The sequence below is a fragment of the Pseudomonas sp. LBUM1655 genome, assembly GCF_059716085.1.
Genome location: NZ_CP166801.1, coordinates 1,646,285 through 1,663,849, shown reverse-complemented (window position 1 = coordinate 1,663,849; position 17,565 = coordinate 1,646,285). Strand labels below are relative to the sequence as shown.

20 protein-coding genes are annotated in these 17,565 nt (G+C 59.4%); 12 read left to right on the top strand and 8 right to left on the bottom strand.

From position 1 onward, the window contains the following. Positions 1-2: 2 nt before the first annotated feature. A complete protein-coding gene (locus ACA074_RS07460) occupies positions 3-1,364 on the top strand; it encodes an HlyD family type I secretion periplasmic adaptor subunit (RefSeq protein ID WP_187677310.1) in 1,362 nt (453 codons plus the stop codon). Positions 1,365-1,398: 34 nt separating this feature from the next. Here the strand turns inward: ACA074_RS07460 and ACA074_RS07455 are convergent, their stop codons facing one another. Further along, the gene (locus ACA074_RS07455) at positions 1,399-1,995 is read right to left on the bottom strand and encodes a tRNA-uridine aminocarboxypropyltransferase (protein WP_497678715.1); all 597 of its coding nucleotides are present in this window, start codon (positions 1,993-1,995) and stop codon (positions 1,399-1,401) included. 4 nt (positions 1,996-1,999) lie between these two features. Beyond that, complete coding sequence (locus tag ACA074_RS07450) at positions 2,000-2,893, bottom strand: LysR family transcriptional regulator (protein ID WP_497678714.1); 894 nt, start codon at positions 2,891-2,893, stop codon at positions 2,000-2,002. 350 nt (positions 2,894-3,243) lie between these two features. On the opposite strand from ACA074_RS07450, the gene speB reads away from it, so the two are divergent. The 6 genes from speB (at position 3,244) to ACA074_RS07420 (ending at position 8,807) form a co-directional block, all read left to right on the top strand. After that, complete coding sequence (gene speB / locus ACA074_RS07445) at positions 3,244-4,194, top strand: agmatinase (RefSeq protein WP_123536038.1); 951 nt, start codon at positions 3,244-3,246, stop codon at positions 4,192-4,194. A gap of 10 nt (positions 4,195-4,204) precedes the next feature. Next, positions 4,205-4,627, top strand: coding sequence for a YybH family protein (locus ACA074_RS07440; protein ID WP_489878472.1), 423 nt, complete (start codon positions 4,205-4,207; stop codon positions 4,625-4,627). 55 nt (positions 4,628-4,682) lie between these two features. After that, positions 4,683-6,185, top strand: coding sequence for a purine-cytosine permease family protein (locus ACA074_RS07435; protein WP_497678713.1), 1,503 nt, complete (start codon positions 4,683-4,685; stop codon positions 6,183-6,185). Positions 6,186-6,322: 137 nt separating this feature from the next. Next, positions 6,323-7,702, top strand: a complete 1,380-nt coding sequence (locus tag ACA074_RS07430; RefSeq protein ID WP_497678712.1) for a sodium:solute symporter family protein — start codon at positions 6,323-6,325, stop codon at positions 7,700-7,702. Positions 7,703-7,788: 86 nt separating this feature from the next. Continuing rightward, entirely contained in the window at positions 7,789-8,514 is a 726-nt protein-coding gene (locus ACA074_RS07425; protein WP_497658923.1) for an MBL fold metallo-hydrolase, read from the top strand. Between the two features lie 44 nt (positions 8,515-8,558). After that, positions 8,559-8,807 carry an acyl carrier protein gene (locus tag ACA074_RS07420; RefSeq protein ID WP_187681250.1) on the top strand — a complete coding sequence of 83 codons (249 nt, stop codon included), beginning with the start codon at positions 8,559-8,561 and terminating at the stop codon, positions 8,805-8,807. Positions 8,808-8,914: 107 nt separating this feature from the next. Here the strand turns inward: ACA074_RS07420 and ACA074_RS07415 are convergent, their stop codons facing one another. Both ACA074_RS07415 and ptrR read right to left on the bottom strand, forming a co-directional pair. Continuing rightward, complete coding sequence (locus ACA074_RS07415; RefSeq protein ID WP_007914492.1) at positions 8,915-9,043, bottom strand: PA1414 family protein; 129 nt, start codon at positions 9,041-9,043, stop codon at positions 8,915-8,917. A 142-nt stretch (positions 9,044-9,185) separates the two neighbouring features. Beyond that, positions 9,186-10,079 carry a putrescine utilization regulator PtrR gene (gene ptrR, locus ACA074_RS07410; protein ID WP_497678711.1) on the bottom strand — a complete coding sequence of 298 codons (894 nt, stop codon included), beginning with the start codon at positions 10,077-10,079 and terminating at the stop codon, positions 9,186-9,188. Positions 10,080-10,183: 104 nt separating this feature from the next. Between ptrR and ACA074_RS07405 the strand changes: the two genes are divergently transcribed. Next, positions 10,184-11,362 (top strand): MFS transporter, encoded by a 1,179-nt coding sequence (locus ACA074_RS07405; protein ID WP_489878469.1) that lies wholly within the window; start codon positions 10,184-10,186, stop codon positions 11,360-11,362. Here the strand turns inward: ACA074_RS07405 and ACA074_RS07400 are convergent. The 3 genes from ACA074_RS07400 to ACA074_RS07390 all read right to left on the bottom strand — a co-directional run bounded on the left by ACA074_RS07400 (position 11,310) and on the right by ACA074_RS07390 (position 13,722). Then, the gene (locus tag ACA074_RS07400) at positions 11,310-12,194 is read right to left on the bottom strand and encodes a DMT family transporter (RefSeq protein ID WP_222944310.1); all 885 of its coding nucleotides are present in this window, start codon (positions 12,192-12,194) and stop codon (positions 11,310-11,312) included. The two genes, ACA074_RS07405 and ACA074_RS07400, sit on opposite strands and share 53 nt — an antisense overlap. A 241-nt stretch (positions 12,195-12,435) precedes the next feature. After that, entirely contained in the window at positions 12,436-12,840 is a 405-nt protein-coding gene (locus ACA074_RS07395) for a DUF2177 family protein (protein WP_187681254.1), read from the bottom strand. A gap of 45 nt (positions 12,841-12,885) precedes the next feature. Further along, positions 12,886-13,722, bottom strand: coding sequence for a CvfB family protein (locus ACA074_RS07390; protein ID WP_187681255.1), 837 nt, complete (start codon positions 13,720-13,722; stop codon positions 12,886-12,888). A 341-nt stretch (positions 13,723-14,063) separates the two neighbouring features. Between ACA074_RS07390 and ACA074_RS07385 the strand changes: the two genes are divergently transcribed. The 3 genes from ACA074_RS07385 to ACA074_RS07375 all read left to right on the top strand — a co-directional run bounded on the left by ACA074_RS07385 (position 14,064) and on the right by ACA074_RS07375 (position 16,131). Next, positions 14,064-14,252: a PFL_1563 family small protein gene (locus tag ACA074_RS07385; protein ID WP_016985943.1), complete on the top strand. Its 189-nt coding sequence runs from the start codon at positions 14,064-14,066 to the stop codon at positions 14,250-14,252. Positions 14,253-14,468: 216 nt separating this feature from the next. Then, complete coding sequence (locus ACA074_RS07380) at positions 14,469-15,185, top strand: TorF family putative porin (RefSeq protein WP_497678710.1); 717 nt, start codon at positions 14,469-14,471, stop codon at positions 15,183-15,185. A gap of 76 nt (positions 15,186-15,261) precedes the next feature. Then, positions 15,262-16,131 (top strand): DUF6279 family lipoprotein, encoded by an 870-nt coding sequence (locus ACA074_RS07375; RefSeq protein WP_489878467.1) that lies wholly within the window; start codon positions 15,262-15,264, stop codon positions 16,129-16,131. 77 nt (positions 16,132-16,208) lie between these two features. On the opposite strand, the gene ACA074_RS07370 is transcribed toward ACA074_RS07375, so the two are convergent. Further along, the gene (locus ACA074_RS07370) at positions 16,209-16,601 is read right to left on the bottom strand and encodes a transcriptional regulator (RefSeq protein WP_489878466.1); all 393 of its coding nucleotides are present in this window, start codon (positions 16,599-16,601) and stop codon (positions 16,209-16,211) included. Positions 16,602-16,776: 175 nt separating this feature from the next. Here ACA074_RS07370 and ACA074_RS07365 point away from each other — a divergent pair, with 175 nt between their 5' ends. Further along, entirely contained in the window at positions 16,777-17,511 is a 735-nt protein-coding gene (locus ACA074_RS07365) for a DUF899 domain-containing protein (RefSeq protein ID WP_497678709.1), read from the top strand. Positions 17,512-17,565 lie beyond the last annotated feature (54 nt).

The following is a 17,565-nucleotide window of genomic DNA, read 5'->3' as shown; positions in this document are numbered from 1 at the left end:
CCATGTCTGCTGCATCCGATGGCAAATCACGCGGCTACTTCGACAGCTTCGGCAAAAGCGCCGAGGCCGAGTTCATGCCGGAAACCGCCGGCGCCTCATTGCAGGATTCGCCACGCTGGTCGCGGATTACCGTGTGGCTGGCGGCGGGCCTGCTGATCAGCGCACTGGTCTGGGCCAAGTTCGCGGTGCTTGAAGAAGTGACCATGGGCGAAGGCAAGGCGATTCCGTCGAGCAAGGTTCAAGTGATCCAGAACCTTGAGGGCGGGATCGTCACCGAGCTTTTTGTCCGCGAAGGGCAGATGGTGAACAAGGGCGACACCCTGTTGCGCCTGGATGACACGCGGTTTCGCTCGAACAAGGGTGAGAGCGAGGCCGACCGTTATGCGCTGACCGCGCAGGTCGAACGCTTGTCGGCGGAGTCTGAAGGCCGGCCGTTCAAGCTCTCCGATGAAGTGATCGCCAAGGCACCGCAAGTCGCCGAAGACGAACGCTCGCTGTACGAACAACGCCAACGGCGGCTGGCCAGCGAACAACGCACCCTCAGCGAACAACTGCGGCAGAAGACTCAGGAACTGGCGGAGTTTCGCTCCAAGCAGGGCCAGTTCAGTTCAAGCCTGGCGCTGTTGCAACAAGAGATGAACATGTCCGAGCCGCTGGTGAAAACCGGCGCGGTGTCGCCGGTGGAAATCCTGCGGCTCAAGCGCAGCGCCGTGGAGATCCGTGGCTCGCTGAACGCGACGACACTGGCGATTCCCCGGGCTGAATCGGCGATTGCCGAGATCCGCAGCAAGATCGACGAGTCGGAGCAGACCTTCCGCTCCGAGGCGGCGAAAGAGCTGAATGAGAAACGCACCGACCTGTCGAAAATCACCGCGTCGAGCATCGCCATCGACGACCGCGTCAGCCGTACCACCGTGACCTCGCCAGTGCGTGGGGTGATCAAGCAAATGAAGGTCAACACCATCGGCGGCGTGGTCCAGCCGGGCAGCGACATGGTCGAAATCGTGCCGCTGGAAGACAACCTGCTGATCGAAGCCAAGGTGCGACCGCAGGACGTGGCATTCCTGCATCCGGGCCAGAAAGCCATGGTCAAGTTCAGTGCCTACGACTACACGATCTACGGTGGGTTGAGCGCCAAACTTGAGTTGATCGGTGCCGACACGATCACCGATGACAAGGGCAACAGCTTTTACCTGATTCAGGTGCGCACCGATAAAAACCACTTGGGCGGGGATGCGAAACCGTTGCTGATCATTCCGGGGATGGTAGCAACGGTGGACATTATTACCGGGGAGAAAAGTGTGCTGGATTACCTGCTGAAACCGGTGCTCAAGGCCCGTACCGAGGCAATGCGCGAGCGGTAGCCAATGATCGTTCCCACGCCGAGCGTGGGAACGATCATCTGTCAGCATGATTACGCTGAAAAACCTCCTCCCCCATCGCCGCAATCTGCCCGTCGATCAATGCCTCGAACGGCCTGAGCAACGGCTCGAATGAGGCCGGGGCTTCCAGCGTCTGCAACGCCTGCACAATCGCTTCAAGCGTCGATAACGCCCCCGGCCCCGGTGCCTTGCGCAACCGATACCGCGACACACCACCTTCGGCCAGCGTCACCCGCGGCAACGCCGCCAACAGCGGATTGAGGTGCAGCATCTTGCGCGCCTTGCGCCAGGTGCCGTCCGGCACGACCAGCAACAGCGGTTGCTCGGACTCGCCGTAAGCCTGCATCGGCTGCGCATCGTCCGCCGGAAACAGCAAACGCGCCTGATACCCCGGCCGGTTCAACAGCGTCGGCAAATCCTCGAACACCTCACCGACGATCAGTTCGGCATTGGTCAAACCCAGCGCCGCCAGCCGCGCGGTGTTCAACGCATGATTGATCTCACTCGGATGCTGCAACAGCAACACCCGGGTCCGGCTGTCGAGACTGGGGATCAGCGCGCACAGGCAATGGGTTTGTGGGCGCAGGCAGCGCGGGCATTGGGGTCTGGACATATTCTTAGGCCTGATTGAGCTGGGCTTTGAGCAAATCGCGGAACGTCTGGATCAGCGGCTCACGACTGCGGCCACGGCGCATGATCATCGAGAACGGCGCCTGATAACCGAAGGTCGCCGGCAGCAGCACGCGCAAATCGCCCTTGTCGGCCCAAGCCTGAGCGTAATGCTCCGGCAGATAACCGATGTAGGCGCCGGACAGCACCAGAATCAGCTGCGCTTCCATACTCTCCACGGTCGCGGCGCTGTGCTTGAAACCGTGGCGGGCGAGTTCCGCCTGACTCCAGTAACCGCGCCCGACCATGCGTTGCTGGGTGATGACTTGTTCGGGAATGCGCCGCTCGTTGAACAACGGGTGTCGGCTGCTGCAATACAGCCAGTGTTGCTCGCGGTACAGCGGCATATAGACCAGACCGCTCATGCGCGCGGAGAACGCACCAATGGCCAGATCGAGGCGGTTGTCTTGCACTCCGAGTTGCAACTCATAAGGGCTCATCACCGACAAATGCAAATGCACCGCCGGGTGTTCCTGACTGTAGGCGCCGATGGCTTCGGCGAACGGCAGGGCCTTGTCGCTGACGGTCGAGTCGATCACCCCGAGGTTGAGCGTGCCGCGCAGTTCGCCTTTGAGCGCGGCGGCGTATTGCTCGAAGCCTTCGAGTTCGGCCAATAGGCGCAGGGTTTCCTGATGGAACAGCTCACCCTTGCTGGTCAGGCTGAACCCGCCACGGCCGCGATGGCACAGCACCAGACCGAGCGCGGCTTCGAGCTGGCTCATGTAGGTGCTGATCGCCGAAGTCGACAGGTTGAGTTCCTGTTGCGCGTTGGCGAAACCCTGATGACGGACCACGCTGACGAAGATGCGCAATAGTTTCAGGTCGGGTAAAGCGTTGGCCATGCGGCTCTCCAAACATCTGTCGAACGCTGATGACTTTGTGGTGAGGGGATTTATCCCCGACCGGCTGCGAAGCAGTCGTAAATTCAATACACGCGGGGTGCCTGATGGACCGAGCCGCAGGAATTGGGGCGGCTTCGCCACCCATCGGGGATAAATCCCCTCGCCACAGGGTCATCAACACAGGGCCTGAGAGTCTATCCCGCGCCTTGGCATTAGTTTAGAAAAATCTGAACTAAGTATTTGCCCGTAGCGATTCTTCCCCCTCACTACATTTCGCAGAATCGGCCCACAGCGGTGCCCGCCTGCCGGTGCGCCGACATAAATAAAACAAAGACGATGAGGCCCTACCCGTGGACAAGATTCTTCACCAACCACTGGGCGGCAACGAAATGCCGCGCTTCGGCGGCATCGCCACCATGCTCCGACTCCCCCATGTACCGACCGCTGCCGGTCTGGACGCTGCCTTCGTTGGCGTGCCTCTGGATATCGGTACTTCGTTGCGCCCCGGCACCCGCTTCGGGCCACGCGACATCCGCGCCGAATCGGTGATGATCCGCCCGTACAACATGGCCACCGGCGCTGCGCCGTTCGATTCGCTGTCGGTCGCCGACATCGGTGACGTGGCGATCAACACCTTCAACCTGCTCGACGCCGTGCGCATCATCGAAGAAGCCTACGACAACATCCTCGAGCACAACGTCATCCCGATGACCCTGGGTGGCGACCACACCATCACCCTGCCGATCCTGCGTGCCATCCATAAAAAGCATGGCAAGGTCGGTCTGGTACACATCGACGCCCACGCTGACGTCAACGATCACATGTTTGGCGAGAAAATCGCCCACGGCACGACCTTCCGTCGCGCCGTCGAAGAAGGCCTGCTGGACTGCGACCGCGTGGTGCAGATCGGTCTGCGTGCGCAGGGCTACACCGCTGATGACTTCAACTGGAGCCGCGATCAGGGTTTCCGCGTGGTGCAGGCCGAAGAGTGCTGGCACAAGTCGCTGGCCCCGCTGATGGCCGAAGTGCGCGAGAAAGTCGGCGGTGGTCCGGTGTACCTGAGCTTCGACATCGACGGCATCGACCCGGCTTGGGCGCCAGGCACCGGCACCCCGGAAATCGGTGGTCTGACGACCATTCAGGCGATTGAGATCGTTCGTGGCTGCCAGGGCCTCGACCTGATCGGTTGCGATCTGGTAGAAGTCTCGCCCGCTTATGACACCACCGGCAACACCTCGCTGCTGGCCGCCAACCTGCTGTACGAAATGCTCTGCGTACTGCCAGGCGTGGTTCACCGCTGAGGGCTGGGTCATGAACGAACGTGATCAGGTTCTGAAAGCGGCCGCCGATCTGGTGTCCGCCTTCGCCCGCAACGATCGCGAAGCCTACTTCGGCGCATTCAGCGCCGATGCCAGCTTCGTGTTTTACACCCTCGAACAGCCGCTGCTGTCGCGCGATGCCTATCAGGCGTTGTGGGACAACTGGCGCACCGAGGATGGCTTCGAGGTGCTTTCCTGCACATCAAGCAACGCCTTCGTCAGCCTGCAAGGTGACGTGGCGATTTTCATCCATGACGTGGCCACCGAGCTGCGCATGCAAGGGGAGCAACACTTCAGCCAGGAGCGCGAGACGATTGTTTTCAAGAAACAAGCGTCGAGCCTAGAACAACAAGGCCATTGGCTGGCCTGCCACGAACATTTGTCCGCAATGCCGGAAGGGCTGCCATCCCCTTAGCCAAGACAGGTGACGCTCACGCACGATGAGCGCGCCTTTATGATCGGAGCAGATCATGAATAACAACAACAACGACCAAAGCCTCACGCAGATTGAAACCCACGGGGTCGAACAGATCCCGGACAATGAACGCACCGCAGGCCCGACGGATTTGTTCCGGATGATCTTCGGTGGTTCCAATACCTTTGCCACCGCCGTGCTCGGCAGTTTCCCGGTGCTGTTCGGCCTGTCGTTTCAGGCCGGCGTCTGGGCAATTGTCTCGGGCGTGCTGCTCGGCTCGCTGATCCTCGCACCGATGGGCCTGTTCGGCCCGCTCAACGGCACCAACAATGCCGTGTCGTCCGGTGCGCACTTCGGCGTGCACGGGCGGATCGTCGGTTCGTTCCTGTCGCTTTTGACCGCCATCGCCTTCTTCTCGCTCTCGGTGTGGAGCTCGGGGGATGCGTTGATCGGCGGTGCAAAACGCCTGATCGGCCTGCCGGAAATCGACCTGACCCTGGGCCTGGCCTACGGTCTGTTCGCGATTCTGGTGCTGACCGTGTGCATCTACGGCTTCCGCTTTCTGCTGTGGGTGAACAAGATCGCGGTGTGGAGCGCCAGCCTGTTGTTCCTGCTGGGCATCTTTGCTTTCGCCGGGCCTTTCGACGCGCACTACGCCGGTACTGTCAGCCTCGGCCAACCGGGCTTCTGGGCAGCGTTCATTGGCGCGGCGCTGGTGGCCATGAGCAACCCGATCTCCTTCGGTGCGTTCCTCGGCGACTGGTCGCGCTACATCCCGCGTGACACTTCCAAGCAGCGCATCATGGCCGCCGTGGTGCTATCGCAGATCGCGACGTTCATCCCGTTCCTGTTCGGCCTGGCTACCGCGACCATCGTCGCGATCAAGGCGCCGGACTACATCGCGGCCAACAACTATGTGGGCGGCTTGCTGGCGGTGTCGCCGAGCTGGTTCTTCCTGCCGGTGTGCCTGATTGCAGTGATTGGCGGCATGTCCACCGGCACCACGTCGCTTTATGGCACCGGGCTGGACATGTCCAGCGTGTTCCCGCGTGTGCTGTCGCGGGTCAAGGCGACCTTGCTGATCGGCGTGCTGTCGATTGCCTTCATCTTCATCGGGCGCTTCGCTGCGAACCTGGTGCAAAGCGTGTCGACCTTCGCCGTGCTGATCATCACCTGCACCACCCCATGGATGGTGATCATGATCATCGGCCTGGTGGTGCGTCGCGGCTTCTACTGCCCGGATGACCTGCAAGTGTTCACTCGCGGCGAACAGGGTGGCCGCTACTGGTTCACCCACGGCTGGAACTGGCGTGGGCTGGGCGCGTGGATCCCGAGCGCGGCGGTCGGCCTGTGCTTCGTCAACCTGCCGGGGCAGTTTGTTGGCCCGCTGGGTGAGCTCGCGGGCGGGATCGACGTCAGCTTGCCGGTGACGTTGGGCCTGGCTTCGGTGGTGTATCTGACGCTGCTGAGCCTGTTCCCGGAACCGCGCGAAGTGTTCGGCCCGAAGGATGCTCGCAGCCAAGTCGCAGCAAAACCTGAACTGCGTCAGGCCGCCTGACGTAGGTCCCCTGTAGGAGCGAGCCTGCTCGCGATGGCTGCGGCACATCCAACATCGCCGCCCGGAGCAAGCTCGCGCCCACAAGGGCAAATCGAATTCAGCCTCAACATAAAAAAGACAATCGGAGACACGCCATCATGGCTTTGGATTTATTCGTCGTCCTCATCTACGCCGCCGGCATGCTCTTGCTCGGCTACTTCGGCATGCGCAAAGCCAAGACCAACGAAGACTTTCTGGTCGCCGGTCGCAACCTCGGCCCGAGCCTGTACATGGGCACCATGGCTGCGACCGTTTTGGGTGGGGCGTCCACCGTCGGCACCGTGCGTCTGGGCTACGTGCACGGCATCTCCGGCTTCTGGCTGTGTGCGGCGCTCGGTTGCGGCATCGTCGCGCTGAACCTGTTCCTCGCCAAACCGCTGCTGAAATTGAAAATCTACACCGTTACCCAGGTGCTGGAAAAACGCTACAACCCGATGGCCCGCTCGGCGAGCGCGGTAATCATGCTGGCCTATGCGCTGATGATCGGCGTGACCTCGATCCTGGCGATCGGCACCGTGCTGCAAGTGCTGTTTGACCTGCCATTCTGGATCTCGGTACTCGTCGGTGGTGGCGTGGTGGTGATCTACTCGGCCATCGGCGGCATGTGGTCGCTGACCCTGACCGACATCGTCCAGTTCATCATCAAGACTGTGGGCCTGATGTTCATCCTGTTGCCGATCTGCCTGTACCGCGTTGGCGGTTGGGATGAGCTGGTGCTGAAACTGCCTGCTACTGCATTCAGCTTCACCACGATCGGCTGGGACACGATCATCACCTACTTCATGATCTACTTCTTCGGCATCCTGATCGGTCAGGACATCTGGCAACGGGTGTTCACCGTCAAGACCGCCAAAGTCGCCCAGTACGCTGGCAGCATCGCGGGCATCTACTGCATCCTTTATGGTCTGGCATGCGCCCTGATCGGCATGGCTGCGCACGTACTGATCCCGGATCTGGACAACGTCAACAACGCCTTCGCCGCGATCGTCAAACTGTCGCTGCCGGATGGCATCCGTGGTCTGGTGATCGCCGCTGCTCTGGCCGCGATGATGTCCACCGCCAGCGCCGGCCTGCTCGCCGCTGCCACTACGCTGACTGAAGACTTGCTGCCGAAACTGCGCGGCGGCAAACAGTCGAGCCTGGGCATCAACCGCCTGTTCACCCTGCTGACCGGCATCGTCGTGCTGGGTATTGCTCTGGTGGTGAACGACGTGATCAGCGCCCTGACGCTGGCGTACAACCTGTTGGTGGGCGGCATGCTGATCCCGCTGATGGGTGCGATCTTCTGGAAACGCGCAACCACCGCCGGCGCGATCGCCAGCATGGGTATGGGTTTTGCCACGGCGCTGGTGTTCATGTTCAAGGACGGTCTGGACGCCAACACGCCGATCTATTACAGCCTCGCAGTGGGTCTGGTGAGTTTCGTGGTAGTCAGCCTCGCGTCCCGTCGCCCAGCGGCATTGGCCAACGCGATCTAAGCTGAAACATGATGACTTGATGCTTTCTTCGACGGGTGTGGCGTCGGTTGCCACGCTCGTTTTTTTTCGTCTAAAGGAATGTGCTGATGAAGATTGTTTCCCGCGATCAGTGGTTCGAAGTGCAAACCCTGAGCGACGGCATCCGCCTGATTCACGAGCCGTACATCCGCCCGTTCTACCGCTGCAACTTGTGGCACGTTCAGGGTCGCGACAAGGATCTGTTGCTCGACAGTGGCTCCGGGCTGGTCAGCCTGCGCGAGCAACTGCCGTGGCTGACCGAGCGGCCACTGGTGGCGGTGGCCAGCCACTGCCATTTCGACCACATCGCCGGGCATCACGAATTTGCCGAGCGACTGGTGCACCCGGCCGAGGCGGACATTCTGGCGGCGCCGGATGGCGAGAATGATTTAAGTCGCGCCTTCGTCGGCGACGACATGTTCGAGGCGCACCCGGACTGCCCTCTGTGCTATGCCGAATACCGGGTCAAAGCCGCGCCGGCCACCGGGTTTATCGAGGATGGCGACGTGCTGGATCTGGGCAATCGTACGTTGCAGGTGCTGCACACACCGGGGCATTCGCCCGGCGGCATCAGCCTGTATGAAGCGGCGAGCGAAACGCTGTTCAGCGGCGACATCATCTACGACGGGCCGTTGATCGAAGACGCCTACCATTCCAATCTGAATGACTACGCCGCCAGTCTGCGCCGTTTGCAGGCACTGCCCATCCGCACGGTGCATGGCGGGCATTTCGGTAGTTTTTCCGGGGAGCATTTGCGCTCGATGATTGACGAATGGTTGCGCGGGCACGCATGACGCCTGCTGTACTCAAGCAGAACAACAACCAGAAAAAATTTGCCATGAGAAGAGCTGCCGTGCGTGCCGCCGTACATCGGTTCATCCGGCGTCTGCTGGAAAACCGCGAATTCGATGACAAGACCAGTCTGGTGCAATTGGGCCTGGAGAAGGCGGATATCGAGGATCTGATCTTCCATCTGGAAGATGAATTCGGACTGACGGCGTTTACCGCCGAAGAGGATCACCTGCTCAAGAAAGCGAAGACCGCGAATGACTTGAGCCGGTTTTTGCTGATGATTGCGCGTCACTGAAAACAAAAAATCGCAGACTTCGACAGCGCCTACACTGATCTCTGTAGGAACTGCCGAAGGCTGCGATCTTTTGATCTTAAGTCTTTTGAACCTTTACGTCGGGGGCCTTACCGCCGACGCTGCTGACGCCGACGTTGTTCGTCGTCCGTGCGAATCGGTACCGGTTGCAGAGGCGGTTCGATCAAGCCGAGGGCAACACCCAAATCGTGCAGCCAATTTTGAATTTTCTCTTTCATCGTCATGCCCCCTTCAGGGTGGTGCCGAGCGACCGGAATTCTGAGGCCGCTTCGCACTGATAATAGTCCGAACTCCTACGCAATGCTTGAGCAATTCCGCAATGATCTGTTACTGAATTGAACAGAGTCTGCTGACATTGGTTCAAGCCGTTTCCCGAGTTTCAGCCAAAGGCGCGGGATAGACGGCGTGCTGCACTTCGATCCATGCATTGAGGTTGGCGCCAACCATGCCCCGGCGCCACATGAGCCACGTTGTCGCACTCGCAAACGGCTCTGCCAAAGGGTGCACCGCGACGCTCTCGCGCCCCGGCAGACTGGCCAGCATCGACTCCGACATCAGCGCCACGCCACTGCCGGCAATCACACAAGCGAGCATGCCCTGATAGGACTCAATCTCCATCGCCCGGCCCATCGCTGCGTGATCGTGCGCGAACCATGCCTCCAGCCGCATGCGGTACGAGCAACCCTGGCGAAAGGTGAAAACAGAGCGCCCTTCGACATCTCTGGCACTGCTTACCGGCGGATGATCGGCTTCAGTGATCAGCACCAGCCTTTCCTCACACAACGGCACGCCGTCGAGCCCGGCCAGCTCCAGCGGCCCGTCCACCAGTGCCGCGTCGAGGCGTCCGGTGAGCAAACCTTCAAGCAACTCACCGCTCGGCGCGGATTGCACTTGCAGGTTCACCGCCGGGTATTGCTTGTGATACCGCGCCAGCAGCGCCGGCAAATGGATCGCCGCCGTGCTGTACATGGTGCCCAACACAAAATCCCCCGCCGGTTGCCCGCCCATCACCGCCGCGCTGGCCTGATCACGCAGGGCAAACAGTTTGCCGGTGTAGTCCAGCAGGACTTTTCCCGCGGGCGACAACTGCAAACGCTGACGCTCACGGACGAACAATTCGACGCCCATTTGCTCTTCCAGCTGTTTCAGGCGGGTCGAAAGATTGGAAGGCACTCGATGCAGGCGCTCGGCGGCGCGGGTGATCGAACCTTCCTCGGCGACTGCCTGAAAGATCCGCAGTTGGCTGAACTCCACAACCTTTCTCCATAACAGAACAAGTTACTCACTATTATTCATTTTTAAAGAAAGTCAATCAGTCTTAGCCTGACGGTCATTGCTCTTCCAACGGAATCCAGACCATGTCACCACTGATTCGCTTATCCGCCTGCTTCGTCGCCCTGATGATGGCCGTGGGCATCGGGCGTTTCGCCCTCACACCACAAATGCCGCATATGCTCAGTGAAGGACAGATCGACCTGACTGCCGCTGGTCTGATTGCCGCGGCCAACTACCTTGGTTACCTGCTCGGTGCGGTGGATGCGATGTTCGCCCACCGTCCGCAGCAGGTTCAGCGCCGATTGCACGGTGGCCTGTGGCTGTGTGTGCTGCTGACGCTGGCGTCGTTTTGGGCCAATGGCTTCTGGTCGCATCTGCTGCTGCGCTTTGGCACCGGGGTGGCAAGTGCCTGGGTGATGGTGATGATTACGACGCTCAGTCAGCCATTGGCTGCCGCGACGGGTCGTCCACGGCTTGGGGCGCTGGTGTTTGCCGGACCCGGCTTGGGGATTTTTCTGACAGGCGTGTTGGCACTGGTCTCACATCTGCTGAACCAGACTTCTGCGACGTTGTGGCTGATTTATGCAGCGGCGGCATTGGTGATGATGCTGGGGGTCTGGCGACTCCTGCCGCAACCAGTCGCGGCGAAGACGGCTGTGGCAGCCGTCAATCCATCGAGTCGTGGCATCGGGCGTCTGGCAGTGATCTACGCCCTGTACGGTGTCGGCTACATCATCCCGGCGACGTTCCTGTCGCAGATGGCTAACGCGCAGTTTCACGGGCAATGGCAGGCAGACCTATTCTGGCCGAGCTTCGGCCTGTGCGCGGCAATCGGCGTGTTGCTGGTGAGTCTGCGCCGTCACGATCCGCAGACCACGCGTCACTGGTTGATGGCGACGCTGTGGCTGCAAGCAGCCGGAGTTTTTGCCTGCCTGTTGGGCAGCGGTTGGGGGTTGGCGCTGGGCGTAATCCTCTGCGGCACACCGTTCCTGGCTTGCATGCAACTGGTCATGCAGCGCTCGCGGGAACTGGCGCCCCACGCCACCCAGCGCAACGCCGGCATGCTCACCGCCTGCTTCGCCGCCGGCCAGCTCAGCGGCCCGCTACTGGCCGCGCTGAGCAGCCATTTCAGCGGGGGCTTGCAGCCCGCGCTGGTGATCGCCGGCAGCGGTTTGCTGATTGCCGGCGGGCTGGCGATGCAATCGACTGTTACTGGCCCAGCGCTTTGCGCAAACGCCGACGCACCCACTGTTCAGCGCTGACAAAAGTGATGCCGAGCAACACCAGCACGGCACCGATGACGAAGTTCAGGCTCAGTTGCTCGCCGAGCAGCAACACGCCGAAAGTGACGCCGAACAGCGGCGTCATGAACGAGAACACCGCGAGATTCGCCGCCAGATAACGGCGCAATAACCAGAACCACACCAGGTAACTGAAGAAGGACACGACCAAACCCTGGAACAGCACGCTGGCCACCGCCACGGTAGTCAGATTTACATGGCTGATCTGGCCGCTGAACAGCGCGATCAACAGCAGGCCGATGAAGCCGACGATCAACTGATAGAACAGCGTCAACGTCACCGGCGCTTCCGACAGTCGCGAGGCGCGCACCACCACGGTGGTCGCGCCCCAGCAGGCGCCAGCCAACACACCAAAGGCATCGCCCAGCAACATGCGCCGGTCAAGGTTGTCCCACGACACACCGCCGGCAAAGGCAATCGCGATACCGATAAACGCGAGCAGAATCCCCAGCCACTGCAACGGCCGCAGACGCTCGCTGGCCAACAGAAAATGCACGCCCAGCGCGGTGAATATCGGTGCCGTATAGAGGAACACCGACATGTGCGCAGCGGTGGTCAGTTGCAAGCCTTCACTGATGAAGAAGAACTCCAGACCGAACAGCGCACCGGCCAGCAAGCCGCCGCGCCAGGTGTTGCCGACCTGATCCCAGCCGCCCTTCCAGCAGATGAGCAATCCTACAAGCAACGCGGAAATCCCTGACCGCCCCGCTGCCTGCATCACCGGCGCAATGTCCGGCGCCGCCCACTTGATCATGACCTGCTGCACACCCCAGATCAGGCATAGGCCAATCATCACCTGCAAGGCAAAACGGTCGGCATTGCGCCGCTCGACAATCACCGCAACACCTCGAACACACACAACATGGCAGCCATCCAATGGTCAAAAAACAGTGCCGGGGATTATCAATCAGTCAGACAGAAAAAGCCGTCTGGAAAAGACATTTAGTTCATCGCAGACGTCAGCGGTGAATGGTTGTCGGCTGCGCCGTCATTCGCTGGCAAGCCAGCGAAGAGGCCGGTCAAGGCAACACAAATCAACGATTCGAAACACCAAACCGTCGAGCCACCAAAAACCCGATGGTACAAGCCACAGCGGTGGCAAACGTCCCCCACGCCCAATCCATCAATGACACTTGCGCCGACCACCCACGCAACGTCGCCCAATTGGTCAGGTCATAGGTGCCATACGCCACCAGCCCCAACAACGCGCCCATCTTCGCCGCGCGCTGCCAACTCAGTGCCGGCAACACCACCAACAGCACACACCCGAAAACGTACAGGCAATAAAAAACCGCTGCGGGAATCAGCAGCGGTTTTTCAAGCATCAGCGGACCGAGCAGTTCGCGATAGGTCGGCGCCATCAACAGGCCGAGCCAGACGCCGTCGAGCAAAAGAAACGTCACCAGGGTGGCGACATAGGCAATCAACGATTTTTTCATTTACCCGACCTCAAGTGAGCCCATGCAACATGGGCCACGCCAGGCTCAGGTTAGTTCAATGCGATCGGCGTGAATGACGATCTTGCCTTCCTTGTACAGCGAACCGATGGCCTTCTTGAAGTTGCCCTTGCTGACACCAAAAAGGCTGCTGATCAACGCCGGATCGCTCTTGTCGCTGACCGGCAGCGAGCCATCGTTTTCGCGCAGCTTGGCGAGAATCTTCGAGTTCAGGCTGCTGGCCGCTTCCTGACCAACCGGTTGTAGGCTCAGGCTGATCTTGCCGTCGGCGCGCACTTCCTTGATGAAGCCTTTCTCGATCATGCCGGCGCGCATGAACTTGAAGATTTCGTTCTTGTGAATCAAACCCCAGTGCTTGTTGTTGATGATCGCCTTGAAGCCCATGTCGGTGGCTTCGGCAACCAGCAGGTCAACTTCCTGGCCCTGGCTGTAGTTGGCCGGGGTTTTGTCGAGGTAACGATCCAGACGTGCGGTCGCGGTGATGCGGCGGGTGTGCTTGTCGAGGTAGACGTGCACCACGCAGTACTCGCCGGCGGTCATCTGACGTTTTTCTTCGGAATACGGCAGCAACAGATCTTTCGGCAGGCCCCAATCGAGGAACACGCCGATGCTGTTGACTTCAACCACTTTCAGGCTGGCAAATTCACCGACCTGAACTTTCGGCTTTTCAGTGGTGGCGAGAAGTTTGTCTTCGCTGTCCAGATAAATAAAAACATTGAGCCAGTCTTCATCTTCGCTGGGAATATCTTTGGGAATATAACGGTTGGGCAAAAGAATCTCGCCGTCAGCACCGCCGTCCAGATATAAACCGAAGTTAGTGTGTTTAACCACTTGCAAACTGTTGTAACGCCCGACTAAAGCCATTTTCCAGAACCCTCATTGCGTGGGCGGCATTCTACCCGTTTTTGCCCCCAGCGTTGACTGGCAGATTCCTGGCTTCAGCGAAATAGGCGCAAAGCCTTGATTTTCGGTGGACGCGCACGTGACGGTTGCCGCTCGTCAGTCCGCTGTGGCGCATTGCGGCAGCCCCTCACAGCGCCGAAAAATATAAATGATCTTATTTAAAACAGCAGGTTAGCCGGTTATTTCGAAAATTGAATCGAGAATAATCCACCATGGAGGTTGGTTATTCCCGGGGATATTTACCAAGCAATTGTCAAGTTATTACTGTACGATGCCTGGCCGAGTTACTTTTCTACAGGTTAATGGCCGCCATGCGTGTAAAAGCATCCACCAGCAAAGCAAAGCCAGCTCCAGCCGTTGAAACCAGCGAATCGATCAACGATCAGATCGCAGCGTTCCTCAAGTCCGGCGGCGAGATTCAGCAAATTGCCAAAGGCGTCAGCGGCCAGACGTTCGGCCCGTCCAAGCAGATCAGCCTGGGCAAGAAGTAACACCCGGTAATACACCCGTCCATAGGCGCTTTGAGCTTCGAAGCGCCTGGACTGGCACCGCAAAATCCCCCTCCGCTTTAAACAAATCTATCATCCATTCTTTGCAAATCGACGAACGGCCATCAATGCCGAGCATTCGCCGGTATCCTTGCACGCGTCTAGATCAAGCGTTTCAGCAGGCTTGCCGCCCTGCGCTCGCTGTTAATGGAGTGACGCATGCGCAAAATATCCTGTTTATCGCTCGTAGGCCTGCTGGCTTGCACGACTGCGCACGCGCAGATTTTCCAGCGTGAACTGGGCGACTTCGACCTCAAACTCGGCACCACGCCCAGCCGCAGCATGGCGCAAGGACTGGTCAAACCGGCGTCCACCGGCTCGTTTCATGGCGGACTAGACCTCAGCCATGACAGTGGCCTGTATTTCGGCCAGTACGCGCCGAGCATGGGCATTACGCCGGGCAAGAACCTCGAAATCGACTCCTACTTCGGTTTTAAACAACCCTTCGATCAAACCCTCGGCTACGAAGTCGGGATGATCCACTACAGCTATCCCAAAGTGGACACCCTCGACAGCCAGGAGTTGTTCGGTGGTCTGACCCTGCTCGGCAGCCGATTCGGCATTGCCTTGAGCAACGATCCGGATAAACAGAACAACACGCTGTTTGCCGATCTGCGCGGCAATCAACCCTTCGGCATTGGCGTGAGCATGAAATACACCACCCACCAACTGAACACTCCGGTGGCGGTGGACGGTGGTTATGTCAGCAGTTTCACCGATTGGTCGGTGAAGTTTTCCCGGCCGGTCATGGGCGTCAATCTCGACCTGATCTACAGCAATTCCAGCCTCAGTGGCAGCGATTGCTCGGCCTACTCCGGGCACAACAGCGAGTGCGACGGCCTCGTCACACTCAAAGCCGAGCGCGCGTTCTATTGATCGGCTGAACTGCCGGGTTCATTCTGCGTTCACATAAGAATCAGACCCCAAGGCTGGCCATCGCAAGGATTCGCCCATGTCTCGCTGGTTCAAACACATTGTTGCCCTGCTGATATTCACCCTAGCCCTCGGCGCCTGTAGCCGCGTAGGCCTGGCCTATCGCAATCTCGACGTGATCATTCCGTGGACGCTCAGCGACTACCTGGACATGAACGGCGAGCAGAAAGGCTGGTTCAACGAACGACTTCAGGAACACCTGAGTTGGCACTGCACCACGCAACTGCCGGGCTATCTCGACTGGCTCGACCGCTTGCAAACGATGGTCGAGACCAACCAGGTGACTGACGCCGCGCTTGCGGCGCGCACCGGGGAAGCTAAAAAAGCCATTGCTGAAACTGCGCGGGAGATCACCCCGTCGGCCATCGAGTTGCTGCAAGGGCTGGATGACAAACAAGTCGCCGAGATGAACGACGCATTTGCCAAGGATCTGCGCAAGCGCCAGCAGGAATACCTGAAACCACCGCTGGCCCAGCAGATTGCCGAACGCGGTGCACGCATGGTCAAACGCCTCAACGATTGGCTGGGACCGTTGAGCGCCACGCAAGAACAGCGGGTCATGGCCTGGTCGACGGCGCTGGGGGACCAGAATACCCAATGGATCGCCAATCGTGCCCATTGGCAGCAGCAGTTCAGCGCAGCCGTTGCTCAGCGCAAGAGTCCGGAGTTCCCACAACGTATCGAGACGCTTCTGGTCAATCGTGAGCGTTTATGGACGGCGGATTACCGCCAGGCATTTGCTGACACCGAGGCGCAGGGACGATCGCTGGCGGTTGATTTGATGGCGCAGAGCACGCCGCAGCAACGTCAGCGGTTGTTGAAGAAGATTGAGGGAGTACGCAAGGACTTTAATGATTTGAAGTGTCTGAAAGCCGCTAAGCAGGGTTGAAGATCAAAAGATCGCAGCCTTCGGCAGCTCCTACACGGTTATGCGTAGGAGCTGCCGAAGGCTGCGATCTTTTGCTTTCAGGCAATCTGCGCCTTTGAAGCCACTTCATCAAACGTCGCCTCAGCCAGCGCATCCTCCTGCTCATCCAGTACTTGGCGTGGATGATCGTTGCCGGGAATGCTGCTGTCGATCAGGCTCAGCAGGCTGGAACCGCGCGGCGTCAGCACGAAATTGCTTCCTGTGGCGCCCTCGTCATCTGGACGCGGTGCGATGTAGCCACGCAAGAGCAGCAACCTTTCATAATCGCTGGCCAGCGTTTTCAGGCCATCCAGATTCTCGATCGGCTCGCCCGCGCTGGCTTTCTCCGCCGCGTAGTCCTCCGCGTATTTCCGAGGAGCGAAACTTTTGCCTGCACTGTTCTGCACTTCATGCAGCAAGCGCTCAATCAAATCCCAGTTGTAAGTCGTCATCCTGATTCAACCTCCGGTGCGCGTAATTAATGGCGCTGTCAAAGGTTGTGACCCGAGCGTGCCGCAGCCGTTCAGCCGCATTTCTCGCCCCGACCGACCGGCGGTCTGTCGAATTCCCTGCCGGTTAAACGACTAGTCTGAAACAGACGGTTTCAACCCCGCAGGAGAAATCATCATGAACGTCGAGAATCATCCGGTGGTGTCGCGCGAAGAATGGCTCGCCGCCCGTAGGCAACACCTCGATCACGAAAAAGCCTTCACCAGGGAGCGCGACCGCCTCAGCGCCGAACGTCGCGCATTGCCTTGGGTGAGAATCGACAAGGACTACCACTTTCAAGGCCCGGACGGCGAATTGAAACTGGCTGACCTGTTCGGCAAGAACAGCCAATTGGTCGTCTACCACTTCATGTTCGCCAAGGATTGGGAGGAAGGCTGCCCAGGGTGCTCGTTTCTGAGCGATCACATTGACGGCGCCAATCTGCATCTGGCGCATCACGATATTTCCGTGGTCGCGGTTTCCCACGCACCGTTCAACGAGTTTCAAGACTTTAAACGGCGGATGGGATGGAAGTTTGACTGGGTGTCGTCGGAAGGTTGCGATTTCAATTACGACTTTGGCGTGTGCGCTCGGGCCGAGGATGTCGCTGCGGGAAAGGCTACTTACAACTATGAAAAGACTGATAGCGCCGAGGAGGAAATGCCGGGGCTGAGCGTGTTTTATCGCGATGATAAAGGTGGGATTTTCCACACTTACTCAACGTATGCCCGTGGGCTGGACATGTTGGTGGGCGCCTACAACTACCTCGATCTGACGCCCAAGGGCAGGAATGAAGACGAGATCATGGAGTGGGTGCGGCATCACGACAAGTATGAGGCCTCAGGTAAATCCTCCTGCTGTCACGGGAAATAAGGCTCATCGACTTGCTCAAACCCGCCATGCAGACGGGGTTGAGACAAGTTGCCA

What these genes read in the sequence shown, in the direction of transcription:
- ACA074_RS07460 (WP_187677310.1), top strand. Translation starts at nt 3, where the DNA reads ATGTCTGCTGCATCCGATGGCAAATCACGCGGCTACTTCGACAGCTTC.
- ACA074_RS07455 (WP_497678715.1), bottom strand. Translation starts at nt 1,995, where the DNA reads ATGTCCAGACCCCAATGCCCGCGCTGCCTGCGCCCACAAACCCATTGC.
- ACA074_RS07450 (WP_497678714.1), bottom strand. Translation starts at nt 2,893, where the DNA reads ATGGCCAACGCTTTACCCGACCTGAAACTATTGCGCATCTTCGTCAGC.
- ACA074_RS07440 (WP_489878472.1), top strand. Translation starts at nt 4,205, where the DNA reads ATGAACGAACGTGATCAGGTTCTGAAAGCGGCCGCCGATCTGGTGTCC.
- ACA074_RS07435 (WP_497678713.1), top strand. Translation starts at nt 4,683, where the DNA reads ATGAATAACAACAACAACGACCAAAGCCTCACGCAGATTGAAACCCAC.
- ACA074_RS07430 (WP_497678712.1), top strand. Translation starts at nt 6,323, where the DNA reads ATGGCTTTGGATTTATTCGTCGTCCTCATCTACGCCGCCGGCATGCTC.
- ACA074_RS07425 (WP_497658923.1), top strand. Translation starts at nt 7,789, where the DNA reads ATGAAGATTGTTTCCCGCGATCAGTGGTTCGAAGTGCAAACCCTGAGC.
- ACA074_RS07420 (WP_187681250.1), top strand. Translation starts at nt 8,559, where the DNA reads ATGAGAAGAGCTGCCGTGCGTGCCGCCGTACATCGGTTCATCCGGCGT.
- ACA074_RS07415 (WP_007914492.1), bottom strand. Translation starts at nt 9,043, where the DNA reads ATGAAAGAGAAAATTCAAAATTGGCTGCACGATTTGGGTGTTGCCCTC.
- ACA074_RS07405 (WP_489878469.1), top strand. Translation starts at nt 10,184, where the DNA reads ATGTCACCACTGATTCGCTTATCCGCCTGCTTCGTCGCCCTGATGATG.
- ACA074_RS07400 (WP_222944310.1), bottom strand. Translation starts at nt 12,194, where the DNA reads ATGATTGGCCTATGCCTGATCTGGGGTGTGCAGCAGGTCATGATCAAG.
- ACA074_RS07395 (WP_187681254.1), bottom strand. Translation starts at nt 12,840, where the DNA reads ATGAAAAAATCGTTGATTGCCTATGTCGCCACCCTGGTGACGTTTCTT.
- ACA074_RS07390 (WP_187681255.1), bottom strand. Translation starts at nt 13,722, where the DNA reads ATGGCTTTAGTCGGGCGTTACAACAGTTTGCAAGTGGTTAAACACACT.
- ACA074_RS07385 (WP_016985943.1), top strand. Translation starts at nt 14,064, where the DNA reads ATGGCCGCCATGCGTGTAAAAGCATCCACCAGCAAAGCAAAGCCAGCT.
- ACA074_RS07380 (WP_497678710.1), top strand. Translation starts at nt 14,469, where the DNA reads ATGCGCAAAATATCCTGTTTATCGCTCGTAGGCCTGCTGGCTTGCACG.
- ACA074_RS07375 (WP_489878467.1), top strand. Translation starts at nt 15,262, where the DNA reads ATGTCTCGCTGGTTCAAACACATTGTTGCCCTGCTGATATTCACCCTA.
- ACA074_RS07370 (WP_489878466.1), bottom strand. Translation starts at nt 16,601, where the DNA reads ATGACGACTTACAACTGGGATTTGATTGAGCGCTTGCTGCATGAAGTG.
- ACA074_RS07365 (WP_497678709.1), top strand. Translation starts at nt 16,777, where the DNA reads ATGAACGTCGAGAATCATCCGGTGGTGTCGCGCGAAGAATGGCTCGCC.